Source organism: Corynebacterium sp. Marseille-P4611, assembly GCF_916618765.1.
Classification (GTDB): Bacteria; Actinomycetota; Actinomycetes; order Mycobacteriales; family Mycobacteriaceae; genus Corynebacterium; species Corynebacterium marquesiae.
On sequence record NZ_CAKAKD010000001.1, the window covers coordinates 1,839,138 to 1,851,007 of the forward strand.

Here is an 11,870-nt window from a genome sequence, read left to right on the forward strand (position 1 = left end):
GTTTCAGGAGGCAAGTGCGTGCCGGCCGCGTCGGCGACGGAATACCGGCTGTGCCTCGGTGCTAGCAGCCGCGCCATCGGCCGGGGAGGAAGGAGGCTGTCGCTGCTGCACATCTGCCCGCTCGATCTTCGAAGCCAGAGCCACCTCGACTGCAAACCAAACAAGTCCGATGATAGCCATGACAACGATGAGGATATTGCGGGCTACCAATAGGTAGACGGCGAACATGTTCTCGCCCACGTGGTTCCAGATGTAGTCATAGTTGAATGGGTAGACCAAGGTGCCCAGCACGGCGGCGATGATGGTGCAGGACGCTAACAAGGCTTGGAAATTCCGCAGGGAGGCGAATCCTTGCGGCAGGCGCTGGCGGATCACCACGGCAAGCAAGGGGCCCAGCCAGACGATGTATTGCGGGGAGAAAACCTTATTCGTCGCGATAAGAAGCAGGACCATAACGGTAAAAAACGCCATGGTCGTGCGGGTGGTCCATCCGCCGGCGCACAGGCGGTACAGCGCCCAGCCCACTGCGAAGAGGAGCATGGCAATGGTGGCAATAGTGCTCCACGTCATTGCGGTATCTACGCCAGGCCCGGAAATTTCAAAGCTCTTGGACGGCGCGTAGCCCAGGTGCCACCGCCCCGGAGAGCGATGTGCCTGCAGCAACAGGAACGTCGCCGGGATGGACTCCAACTGGAGACCGCGCACGCCCTGATAATTCAGCGGTGAAAGCAGGCGCTCGGTGCCAGAGGCAGTAATCGTGACGGTGCAGACCGCGACGATGGTGCAGAAAAACGCGAGTAGGCGCTGCCAGGTTGCGGAGCTGTTGAAGCGGCTCACCAAGCCGGCAGCGAGGACTCCTGGCCATAGCTTCATCGTGGTGGCAAATCCCAGTACCGCTGAGGCGATGAGCGGACGGGTAGCTAGAAGTGCAGCTGCCCCGGCCACGGCTAAGGCGGGGAATATATCGAGACGCCACACAAAGGTGTGGCCAGCTGCGGTGCCGAAGAGGACCCAGAACCAGGCGGCCTGGAAACTGCGCGGTTGAGTCGGGTGGTGGCGCAGGAGGAGGGCTAAAAAGGCGGCGTCAACAAGCAAGGTCATGATGGTGAAGCCGATATAGAATGCGGTGATATTCTCGCCGGTGAGCCATCCCAAAAGCACCGTGGGCCACGTGCCCGAGTGGGGGTATTCGGTCATCGTTGTCGGGTCATCGCCAAAGAGCCCGGCAAAATAATATGCGACATCGCCCCTGGGATTGTGGTTAATCTTGAGTAGGTAAATAAGGACGAGGCGGGCGATGACCCACCCAATCCATACTGCTGGAACAGAAGCGATGCGTTTCACTCAAAAGACTTTATTCAATGCGCGCCTACTTCGGTAGCGGACATAGTTTCTTCTAGAAAATTCCTCCACTTTTGCTCCCAGAAGTGGGGGACGAATTGAAAAACAAACTGACGGCTCGTCCAGTGAGTAGTGTGGACGGTAATTGCCTAGAAAGTGATGTAGGACATAGGGAGTGTGCAGATGGCATCTATTCGCGAGGTTCTGGCCGTCGAGGAAACGAAAGTGGCAGATGTCTTTAAAGGCCCTGCTGTGGAGTCGCGGATTGAACGTACCTTCGGCGGGCAGATTACTGCTCAAGCAGTGGCCGCAGCCCAGCGCACTGTGTCCGGCAAAGATATCCACTCCCTGCATGGCTACTTTGTCGGCCCTGGCGATGCGAGCCGGCCAATTGAGATCCGGGTCGAACGCATTCGGGAGGGGAGATCCTTTGCTAATCGGCAGGTGCGTGTCTACCAAGGTGACGTGCTCCTTTTTACTCTCATGGCTAGTTTTCACCGCGACGGTGACTATGGTCCGCAGCATCAGGACGCCGCGCCGAAGGTACTAGGGCCCGAGGAGGCAGCTCGGATGGGCGGTGGGGCCCCGTACTCCACCCGGATTATCCTCAAAGAGTGGGAGGAATGGGATATTCGCCTCGTGCCAGAAGAAGGACGCGATCCGGTGGCTGCAGAGCGCACCGGTGCAGGCTATCGGTATATCTGGTTCCGCAACACAGGTCATCTCCCAGCGGATTCTGCCTTTCACTGCGCTGCGCTGACTTATATGTCAGATATGACGCTGATTCGCTCGGCCCTTATTCCGCATCAGGGAGAAAAAGTGCAATTGGCCAGCCTTGACCATGCGATATGGTTCCTGCGCCCATTCCGCGTGGATGAGTGGTTGTTGTATGAGCAGGTATCACCCGCGGCGTCGAACGCAACGGCGGTTGCGCGTGGCAAAATTTTTACAGAGCAGGGTGAATTGGTGGCGTTGGTAAATCAAGAGGGCCTTACACGTTACTTAGATGAAAATTTGGGCAGCGGCTCTGCCCATGGCAATTGGCACAATGTATAAGAATGTCCCGCTTATAAGGGGGTCGCTTTCACGCGTTCGTGCAGCACACGTATAATTGCCACCAGTTTCAGCACCCGATTAGAAAGGGACTACATGTCAGGCCACTCGAAATGGGCAACTACCAAGCATAAGAAGGCTGCCAACGATGCCAAGCGTGGCAAGGAATTTGCCAAGCTGATCAAGAATATCGAAGTGGCGGCTCGGACCGGCGGTGGTGACCCAGCGGCTAACCCAACCCTTGATGACATGATCAAGAAGGCCAAGAAGGCCTCCGTCCCCAATGACAATATTGAGCGTGCTCGCAAGCGCGGTTCCGGTGAAGAAGCCGGCGGCGCCGACTGGGAAACCATCATGTACGAAGGCTATGGCCCGAACGGCGTAGCTATGCTTATTGAGTGTCTGACGGATAACCGCAACCGTGCGGCGACCGACGTGCGTACCGCGATGTCCAAGAACGGCGGCAACCTGGGTGAGTCCGGCTCTGTGGCCTACATGTTCACCCGTACCGGCTACGTCTTGGTAGAAAAAGGCGAGCTGACGGAGGATGACGTCTTGATGGCCGTGCTGGAAGCAGGCGCGGAAGAGGTTAAGGACCAGGGCGAGAAGTTTGAGATTGTTTGCGCACCGACAGATGTGCAGGCAGTCAAGGACGCGCTCAAGGACGCCGATATTGAGGTCGATGACTCCGACAATGACTTCCGTGCTTCTGTCGAGGTGCCGCTGGAGGCCAATGACGCCAAGAAGATTTTCCGCCTCATTGATGCCTTGGAAGACTCCGACGATGTGCAAAACGTCTACACCAATATGGATCTCTCCGATGAGGTTCTAGCCGAGCTGAACGAGGACTAATCCTCTTTAGCAGGAACGAATCTTAGCGCCGGTAGCGCTCCGTGGGGATTGCCCGCAGGAGACGTTGCCGGCGCTTTTCCATGGGTTGACTGGATGCTACGCTTGTAGAACACCTGTGTGTAGTCCATAATGGGGCGGTAGGCAGTGCACGGTAGTGCCGACATGACAATGGGGGAGAGATGAACCTAGAAGGAATGCGCGTGATGGGAATTGACCCAGGCTTGACGCGCTGCGGACTTTCGGTGGTTCAGGCTGGTCGTGGCCGAGCAATCCTTCCCGTTTCTGTCGGCGTGGTGCGCACCCCGAGCGATAAGGACTTGACGGAGCGCCTCCTGCGCCTTTCGGTGGCGGCGAAAGAGTGGATGGATGACTATTCGCCAGATGTGGTTGCGATCGAGCGCGTCTTCGAACGCGGCCAGGTATCCACAGTCATGCAAACGGCCCACGTCGTAGGGGTGCTGGTGCTGGCTGCGGCTGAACGCGATATTCCGGTGTACATGTACACCCCGTCGGAGGTGAAAAAGGCCATCTCAGGGAACGGACGCGCAGATAAGAAGCAGATGACCACCATGATTACCCGTATTCTGGGGTTGACTGAACCGCCCAAGCCTGCCGACGCCGCCGACGCTCTTGCGTTGGCAGTGTGCCACTGCTGGCGTGCCCCGGCCATTGTGCGGATGGACCATACCGGGCTCGGGCTTGGTGCTAAGACCAGCGGCGTGCGCGGCCAGGGCAACAAGCGCTAGGGAATTTTACTGAGAGTGGAAGGATAAGAAGCCAATGATTGCTGCACTGCGTGGAGAGGTAATCCATATTGGACTCGACCATGGGGTTATCGACTGTGCAGGCGTGGGGTACAAGTTTCTGGCTACCCCAAAAACACTGGGCACCTTGCGTCGCGGAGAACAGGCTACGGTTCTTACCAACCTGGTGGTCAAGGAAGATTCTCTGACTCTTTATGGCTTCAGCGCTGATGAGGACCGCGAGATGTTCCAAGTGCTGCAATCCGTGTCTGGCCTAGGGCCTAAGCTGGCCCTGGCGGCGCTGTCGGTCATGGGGGCAGGGGAACTTGCTGCCGCAATTGGCGCGGAAGATGTGAAGGCCCTGCAGTCTATCCCGGGCGTCGGCAAGCGTATGGCCCAACGCTTGGCTCTGGAGCTGAAAGATAAGGTAGCGGCCTTTGCGCCAAGCGAGCCCGCCGCCGCAGGCTCCGTTGATACCGCCATCGCGCCGGCCGGTGGTGCCGTGGTTGAAAGCGTGACTGAGGCGCTTGTTGGCCTTGGGTTTAGCGATAAGGCAGCGCGCCCCGTGGTGGAATCTGCCTACGCGGAAAATCCCGATGCCGATACGTCCTCTCTCTTGCGTGCGGCGCTGGCGCAGCTGGGCAAGAAGAAATAACCGGCAGGAAGGCTGACAATCATGTCCGATATTGAGCGCACCGAGTTCAATCTCTCTGAGAGCGTCGACGCGGCACACGCCACCCAGCGCAATAGCGATGTGGATGCCACCGCGCACTCCGAGGAGCATGATATTGAACGCTCCTTGCGTCCAAAGTCGCTCGAGGAGTTTATCGGCCAACCCAAGGTACGCGAGCAGCTTTCCCTTGTGCTTAAGGGGGCAAAGAACCGTGGGGTGACGCCCGACCACGTTTTGCTTTCGGGGCCGCCCGGTTTGGGCAAGACCACAATGGCGATGATTATTTCCCAGGAGCTGGGCACCTCGCTGCGTATGACTTCCGGGCCCGCTTTGGAGCGCGCCGGTGATTTGGCCGCAATGCTTTCCAACCTTATGGAAGGCGATGTCCTGTTCATCGATGAGATCCACCGCATTGCCCGGCCAGCAGAAGAAATGCTGTACATGGCAATGGAGGACTTCCGCATTGATGTCATCGTGGGCAAGGGGCCCGGTGCTACTTCCATTCCGCTAGAGATCCCGCCTTTTACCTTGGTCGGTGCGACTACGCGCGCCGGCATGCTCACGGGCCCATTGCGCGACCGCTTCGGTTTCACCGCGCAGATGGAGTACTACGACACGGCTGATCTCACCCAGGTGATCAAGCGCGCCGCCCACATCTTGGACGTGGAAATTGACCACGATGCGGCGGTAGAAATTGGCTCTAGGTCGCGCGGAACCCCGCGTATTGCTAACCGTTTGCTGCGCCGCGTTCGTGACTATGCCGAGGTCAATGGCACCGGGCTGATTGATCTCAGCGCGGCCCAGGGAGCGCTCGAAGTCTTTGACGTAGATGACATGGGACTTGACCGCCTCGACCGAGCGGTGCTCAATGCCCTGATTAAGGGGCACGGCGGCGGACCGGTGGGCGTGAGCACACTGGCCATCGCAGTGGGCGAGGAGCCCTCGACGGTAGAGGAAGTGTGTGAGCCTTACTTGGTGCGTGCCGGGATGGTTGCGCGCACGGGACGCGGCCGTGTAGCTACCGCTGCAGCATGGCGACACCTAGGGCTTACTCCGCCGGAGGGCGCGGCCGGGCTGTTTTAATTTAAGGGCTAGCCTGCTTGGCGATGCCCCCTTGGGGTTTCTGTGCGCACCGCCGTCTGGCACACTAGGGAGCTATGGAAATCATCATTCTCATCATTATTGGCATCCTCTTCGTCGTTCCCTCGTTTATGGCCATGCGAAAGCAGCGCCAGCGCCAAAATGAGATGCAGGCCCTCCAGAATTCCCTGCAGCCGGGCGACGCCATCGTTACGGCGGGCGGCGTGCACGGCGTGGTGCGCAGCACTGGCGACAAGGATGTGGATCTAGAAATCGCCCCTGGTGTGGTGGTTACTTTTGACAAGATGGCCGTCATTCGCACGGAGGAGGAAGCCAATAGCCTTGAGCGCCCTGCTGCTGGGGACGCCAAGAATGATGCGGCAGATAACCTGCCAGATGAGGAATATCCTCCGTTTGACGGCCAGGAGAAGAAATAGGCCGCTATTTCCTAAGAGTTGCCTTAACGTTTGCTAGGTGGGTGGGGCCTTCGGGGAGCGTAGACCCCATCACACTTTGAGTCTTTTCCGGACCTCGTTAAGGAAAATTCCGCTTGATGACGTACGATTGTGCGTTGTTAACGTGCCTGCGCCATGTGGCTGGGCCGTATTTAATGTTTAAACACCCTGTTATAAGCAGCACAGGAGATTATCGTTGTCCGCAAAAACCCGTGGCGCTATGAAAAATAGCAAACGCCAATGGCCGAAGCGCGCGATCGCGCTCTTCGTTCTCATTGTGGTTGTTATCTACGCGCTTATCTTTTTAACTGGTAACCGTCAAGGCACCCCGAAGCTCGGCATCGACTTGCAGGGTGGCACCCGCGTAACGCTGGCGCCGCAAGGCGAGGAACCCACCCAAGACCAACTCAAGCAAGCACGCAACATTTTGGAACAGCGTGTCAACGGCATGGGTGTTTCTGGTTCCGAAGTTGTCATCAACGGTAACACCTTGGTCATTACCGTTCCGGGAGAAGATGCCTCCCAAGCGCAGGCCGTCGGCCAAACCTCGCAGCTGTTCTTCCGTCCGGTGGCTAAGCCATCCATGCCGGATATGGAAAAGCTCAATAAGGAGCTGGAAGATATGGCCAACCGCTGGGTGAAGTACGACGTACTCAGCGCAGACGAGGCCAACAAGCAGATGGAGCAGATGACCCAGGCCATCGCCCAGCAAGAAGCGCAGATGACTGGTAAGGAGCCGAAGAAACAGAAAGCTCCCAAGGTCAGCGCCAAGCCGCTTGGGGAGCCAAGCAACTCTATTGAGCAGACTAAGCGTCGCGATGAAGTAACGGAAATGCTGCTGAAGGACCGTCAGTCCGAGGATCCGACCACCCAGGCTGCAGCTTCTGCGCTGATGACCTGCCAAGGCAGTACCGATCCCCTGGCCGGAGCCGACGATCCTGCCAAGCCATTTGTTACCTGTGACTACTCCAACGGCAACCCGTACGTACTGGAGCCAGCACCGCTTCTCAATGGCATCAAGGACGAAAACGGTACCCGCCTCACCGGTAACGAGATCGATACCAATTCTCCGATCGAAGGCGGTCTCAACGGCCAGTCTGGCCAGATGGAGATCAACTTCTCCTTCAAGACCGGTGATGGTCCGAACGGTTCTCAGACTTGGGCAGACCTGACGCAGGAACACCTTAAGGACCAGGTTGCCATCACGCTTGACTCTGCGGTTATTTCCGCACCGGTTATCCAGAGTGCAACCCCGGTAGGCTCTGCCACCTCCATTACTGGTGACTTTAGCCAGGAAGAGGCACAGAGTCTGGCAAATAACCTGAAGTATGGCGCACTGCCGTTGTCCTTCGCAGGTGAAAATGGCGAACCAGGCGGCACCGTCGAGTCCATTCCGCCCACACTGGGCAAGGCCGCACTGCAGGCCGGCCTCATTGCAGGCCTCGTTGGCCTAGTACTAGTGATGGCATACTCGCTGTACTACTTCCGCGCGCTTGCCGGCGTATCCCTCATCTTCCTCATTGCCTCTGGCCTCCTGACCTATGGCTCCCTGGTTCTGCTGGGCCGCTGGATCGGTTACTCGCTGGACCTTTCCGGCATCGCCGGTCTGGTCATCGGTGTGGGCGCAACCGCTGACTCCTTCGTGGTCTACTACGAGCGCATCAAGGATGAGCTCCTCGAGGGACGCACGTTCCGCTCCGCTACGCAAAAGGCGTGGGAGCGCGCTCGTGCCACCATTGTGACCGGTAACGCGGTGACCTTGATTGGCTCTGTTGTGGTCTACTTCCTCGCCATCGGCGAGGTGAAGGGCTTCGCCTTTACCTTGGGCCTTACCACGGTATTTGACCTGGTCGTATCCTTCCTGGTCATGGCGCCGCTGATGCAGCTGGTCGGCCGCCGTCCGGCTGCTGCTAAACCTTCGATGAACGGCCTCGGTGGTATCTACGCACTGGTGGAAGAGCGCCGTGAGCGCGGCTACTTCGGCTCGGGACGTCGTCAAGCACACGCTGCTGAGTCCGCGAGCGCGAAGGAGTCAGCCACCAAAGCAACGGCAGGAGATTCTGCCGCAAGTACCGCACGTCCCGTAGATGCTGCGGAAGATGAGGAGAAATAAGCATGGCTGTTTCGACTAAGCATAAGATTTCCCGGATGGACCGCCTCTACGAGGACGAGCGCGGTTATGACTTCATCGGCCGTACCAAGCTGTGGTACGGCATCACTGCAGCACTTATCGTGGCCGCAGTGGCCGCGATCCTCATTCGTGGTTTCTCGCTCTCTATTGACTTCGAAGGCGGCACCACGTTGTCGATGCCGGCAGGCGACCTCAAGGAAGATGAGGTAAGCCAGGTCTTCGAAGACTCCACCGGTGTAGAGCCCGAGCAGGTTCACATCGTGGGCGCTGGCGATTCCGAAACCTTGGAAATCGTTTCTGAGCGCTTGAGCCAAGAGGATGTGAATGCGGCCCGCGCGGCTATCTATGACAACTTCCAGCCGAAGGATGAAAACGGCAAGGCCACCCCAGACGCCATTGGCTCGTCCACGGTATCCGAATCCTGGGGTTCTTCTATTACCCAGCGCATGCTCATTGCCATGCTGGTCTTCTTGGTGGCTGCGACCGTCTACGTGGCCATTCGCTTGCAGAAGAACATGGCTTTCGCCGCGATCATCGCACTGATTGCAGACGGCGTAATCATCGCCGGCATTTATGCCCTCTTTGGCTTCGAAGTTTCCCCGGCTGTCATCATTGGTCTGCTCACCGTCCTGACCTTCTCCATGTATGACTCGGTCATCGTCTTTGACAAGATCAACGAGAATACGGAAGGCCTCGAGGGCCAACGCAAGAAGACCTATGCTGAGCTGACAAACTTGGCTATTAACCAGACCGTTATGCGCTCGATTTCTACCTCGGTTATTTCTGCGCTGCCTATCATCGCGCTCTTCGTGGTAGCTGTGTGGCTTATGGGTATCGGTACCCTCCGCGATTTGGCGCTCATCCAGCTCATCGGTGTGGTCGAGGGTATTTTCTCCTCCATCTTCTTCGCTACGCCTTTGGTTGTGACCTTCGCCAACATGTCTAAGAGGATCAAGCGTCACAACAAGCGGGTCACGGACTACCGTGCTGGCAAGGACGAGAATGCCGCGGCAGAATCTGGCGCAGCATCCTCCGCCCGCACCGTGGTCTCACCAGTGAGCGCAAAGTCCACCCAGGCTGAGATTGAAGATGATCCGTCCGAGTCCACTGGGCACCCTGGCGCAACCTGGCGCCCGGGCCGGTAACCTCCGGTAGTACAATTTTGGCGGACTTGTAGCTGAAGCGAGGGCAAATTACGGTGCTTAAATCAAAGAGCAGTTCTAGAAATCGACACTGGGGAAGGAAGGCTATTGCCTCGTGCGTTTCAGCTCTAGCTCTAGCTGCTTCTGCCTGTAGCGGGCAGGGCAGCGAGGAGGACTCATCTAGTGCTCCCCAGGAGCCAGAATCTTATGGATACTTTGGCTACCAAGTAAATTCCCGCCTGGCCACCACAAATGCTGGCACGTCTTTTGGTGATGCTACCTCCGCCGGTTTGTTGTCAACGCGGCTCTATCCGGGCCTTTTTGTGCCCGGCCCGTCCGGCGAGCTGATTCCCAATGCGGATCTAGTGGAGACGGAAGAGCTTCCGCCTGTAGCCGGCAGTGACCAGCGCAGCGTCCAGCTCACTTTGGAGGAGGATGCCGTCTTCTCCGATGGTGCCCCCGTTACTTGTGACGACTACTTCCTGGCGTATGTGGCCGGTACCCATCCAGCTGAATTTGCCTCCCATATGCCGTTGATGAATGACATCGCAGATTTTAGCTGTGAGCCCCAAAGCAAAACGTTCACCTTGACCTTTAACAAGGATCAGGGACAGCGCTGGCGCCACATGTTTGGCGCCGGCACGATCATGCCGGCCCATGCCCTAGCCAAAAAGCCCGGGTTGAGCGTTAAGGAACTCAACGCGGCGCTGACAGTAGAAGACATGCAGGCGCTCGCGCCGGTTGCTGAGGAATGGCGCTATGGCTTTTCCGTGGACAAGGATCAACTAGATCCCGAGCTGCAGGTCTCCTTCGGACCCTATGTCATTGACAAGGTAGGCGACGAAGGGGAGATCATTCTTAAAGCAAACGAAAAGTACTTCGGAGACGCCCCCGCCGAGGAACATGTTGTGGTCTGGCCTTCGGATGCTGACGCACAAAAGCTCGCAGATAATGGCGCGTTGCGCGTAGTGGATGCTGCAAGCGAAAATCCTGACTGGCTGGACAGCGCGAAGGATGAGTCAGGGGAGTCCCCCTACGAGGTCACTCCAATGGTTGGCGAGCTTACGGACACTCTCACGCTATCTGAAGCTGGAATATTCGCGGAGCCGTGGGCACGCGAGAGCTTTGCCGCTTGCGTCGATCAGCAGGCCGTTGCGCAAGCAAGCTCAGCGGCCTCAGGCGTGGAGGTGCCACCGGCCTACCTGCGTACCGTTTCCGCGACCAACCCGGTCGCCGGCGGTCTAGACAAGGTAGGTAAGGAACACCAAGGCACCGATTTAGCCAAGGCCGGCGACCTCAACGGTACAACCATCAAGGTCGGCTATTTGGGGCCAGACAAACGCTACGCCGCCATGGTGGAACAACTGCGAGCATCCTGTGAGCCGGCTGGTATCACCATCGAGGACGCGTCTGCGGAGTTCATGTCCCAGCACTACTTGGAAATGGATCCGGAAACCTGGGCGCCTACCGTCGATGCCTTCCTCGGACCGGTCGATCCCCAGACGGAGTATTCCACGGTGGAGTCGAGCATGAAGAACTCTGCGGAGCTGAAGAAAACAGAAGAGGCTCTGTGGAAGGATGTGCCATCCATTCCGCTCTCCGCGCAGCCGCGCGTCTTTCTCGTCCGCCGCGACGTGGAGGGTGTCCTGCCGTACACTGGCGTCTCGGGTATCGGTTGGAATATGGACCGCTGGCACAGCACCGTCCCAACGGACAAGGAATAGGCCCCGAATATCGGGCGTTTATGACCTCTCGCAATTATTTCTCAAGGAAGATTATGAGTTCGCACTACGAATCAGCAGCACAGGCACTCAAGGACAAGGTCCGCCTCGTTCAAGACTTCCCAGAGGAGGGCATCCTCTTTGAGGACCTCACCCCAGTCTTGGCGGACCCAGAGGCATTTCGCACCGTAGTGGACGGCTTGGCGGCCGCCTGCGAGGAATTGGGCGCAGATATGATTGGCGGCCTAGACGCCCGTGGATTCCTCCTCGGCTCGGCCGTCGCCTACAAGATGGGCCTGGGTATCCTGGCCATCCGCAAGAAGGGCAAGCTTCCCCCTCCGGTATATACCGAGGAATATGAGCTGGAGTATGGCTCTGCGGCGCTGGAGATTCCAGCCAGCGGCGTCGACATCAAGGGCAAGCGCGTAGTGCTTGTCGACGACGTCTTGGCCACCGGTGGCACCCTCCACGGTGCCAAGCTTTTGCTTGAGTCCGCAGGTGCCGAAGTCGCTGGCAATGTGGTGGTGTTGGAAGTCAAGGGTCTCAACGGTCGTGAGCGCTTATCCGGCCCGCCGCTCATTGTGTTGAATGCCACAGACTAAGATGGGATGCCTAAGCTAGATTCCACGATCTAGATGGACATGAGGCCACAAGGCCCGTGGCACTGTGAAGGGCGGTA

At 58.0% G+C, this 11,870-nt stretch carries 11 protein-coding genes; 10 read left to right on the top strand and 1 reads right to left on the bottom strand.

Annotated features, from left to right (window positions below; translation table 11 throughout):
* Positions 1 to 3: 3 nt before the first annotated feature.
* On the bottom strand, positions 4 to 1,344 hold the full coding sequence (locus LG376_RS08855) for a DUF2029 domain-containing protein (RefSeq protein ID WP_225746874.1): 1,341 nt from the start codon (positions 1,342 to 1,344) through the stop codon (positions 4 to 6).
* A 180-nt stretch (positions 1,345 to 1,524) separates the two neighbouring features.
* Here LG376_RS08855 and LG376_RS08860 point away from each other — a divergent pair, with 180 nt between their 5' ends.
* The 10 genes from LG376_RS08860 (at position 1,525) to LG376_RS08905 (ending at position 11,793) form a co-directional block, all read left to right on the top strand.
* A complete protein-coding gene (locus tag LG376_RS08860; protein WP_225746875.1) occupies positions 1,525 to 2,397 on the top strand; it encodes an acyl-CoA thioesterase II in 873 nt (290 codons plus the stop codon).
* A gap of 93 nt (positions 2,398 to 2,490) precedes the next feature.
* Positions 2,491 to 3,246, top strand: coding sequence for a YebC/PmpR family DNA-binding transcriptional regulator (locus LG376_RS08865; RefSeq protein ID WP_005324988.1), 756 nt, complete (start codon positions 2,491 to 2,493; stop codon positions 3,244 to 3,246).
* 179 nt (positions 3,247 to 3,425) lie between these two features.
* Positions 3,426 to 3,992 carry a crossover junction endodeoxyribonuclease RuvC gene (ruvC, locus tag LG376_RS08870; protein ID WP_198493156.1) on the top strand — a complete coding sequence of 189 codons (567 nt, stop codon included), beginning with the start codon at positions 3,426 to 3,428 and terminating at the stop codon, positions 3,990 to 3,992.
* A gap of 34 nt (positions 3,993 to 4,026) precedes the next feature.
* A complete protein-coding gene (gene ruvA / locus LG376_RS08875) occupies positions 4,027 to 4,644 on the top strand; it encodes a Holliday junction branch migration protein RuvA (protein ID WP_225746876.1) in 618 nt (205 codons plus the stop codon).
* Between the two features lie 21 nt (positions 4,645 to 4,665).
* A complete protein-coding gene (gene ruvB, locus LG376_RS08880) occupies positions 4,666 to 5,745 on the top strand; it encodes a Holliday junction branch migration DNA helicase RuvB (RefSeq protein ID WP_225746877.1) in 1,080 nt (359 codons plus the stop codon).
* A 74-nt stretch (positions 5,746 to 5,819) separates the two neighbouring features.
* The gene (yajC, locus tag LG376_RS08885; RefSeq protein WP_049378262.1) at positions 5,820 to 6,179 is read left to right on the top strand and encodes a preprotein translocase subunit YajC; all 360 of its coding nucleotides are present in this window, start codon (positions 5,820 to 5,822) and stop codon (positions 6,177 to 6,179) included.
* A gap of 238 nt (positions 6,180 to 6,417) precedes the next feature.
* A complete protein-coding gene (gene secD / locus LG376_RS08890; RefSeq protein WP_225746878.1) occupies positions 6,418 to 8,310 on the top strand; it encodes a protein translocase subunit SecD in 1,893 nt (630 codons plus the stop codon).
* A 2-nt stretch (positions 8,311 to 8,312) separates the two neighbouring features.
* Positions 8,313 to 9,473, top strand: a complete 1,161-nt coding sequence (secF, locus tag LG376_RS08895; protein WP_225746879.1) for a protein translocase subunit SecF — start codon at positions 8,313 to 8,315, stop codon at positions 9,471 to 9,473.
* Between the two features lie 290 nt (positions 9,474 to 9,763).
* A complete protein-coding gene (locus LG376_RS08900) occupies positions 9,764 to 11,194 on the top strand; it encodes an ABC transporter substrate-binding protein (RefSeq protein ID WP_225746880.1) in 1,431 nt (476 codons plus the stop codon).
* 53 nt (positions 11,195 to 11,247) lie between these two features.
* The gene (locus LG376_RS08905) at positions 11,248 to 11,793 is read left to right on the top strand and encodes an adenine phosphoribosyltransferase (protein WP_005324978.1); all 546 of its coding nucleotides are present in this window, start codon (positions 11,248 to 11,250) and stop codon (positions 11,791 to 11,793) included.
* Positions 11,794 to 11,870 lie beyond the last annotated feature (77 nt).

Bases quoted from the DNA above. Each gene is read 5' to 3' on its own strand.
- LG376_RS08860 (WP_225746875.1), top strand. From the start codon at position 1,525: ATGGCATCTATTCGCGAGGTTCTGGCCGTCGAGGAAACGAAAGTGGCA.
- LG376_RS08865 (WP_005324988.1), top strand. From the start codon at position 2,491: ATGTCAGGCCACTCGAAATGGGCAACTACCAAGCATAAGAAGGCTGCC.
- ruvC (WP_198493156.1), top strand. From the start codon at position 3,426: ATGAACCTAGAAGGAATGCGCGTGATGGGAATTGACCCAGGCTTGACG.
- ruvA (WP_225746876.1), top strand. From the start codon at position 4,027: ATGATTGCTGCACTGCGTGGAGAGGTAATCCATATTGGACTCGACCAT.
- ruvB (WP_225746877.1), top strand. From the start codon at position 4,666: ATGTCCGATATTGAGCGCACCGAGTTCAATCTCTCTGAGAGCGTCGAC.
- yajC (WP_049378262.1), top strand. From the start codon at position 5,820: ATGGAAATCATCATTCTCATCATTATTGGCATCCTCTTCGTCGTTCCC.
- secD (WP_225746878.1), top strand. From the start codon at position 6,418: ATGAAAAATAGCAAACGCCAATGGCCGAAGCGCGCGATCGCGCTCTTC.
- secF (WP_225746879.1), top strand. From the start codon at position 8,313: ATGGCTGTTTCGACTAAGCATAAGATTTCCCGGATGGACCGCCTCTAC.
- LG376_RS08905 (WP_005324978.1), top strand. From the start codon at position 11,248: ATGAGTTCGCACTACGAATCAGCAGCACAGGCACTCAAGGACAAGGTC.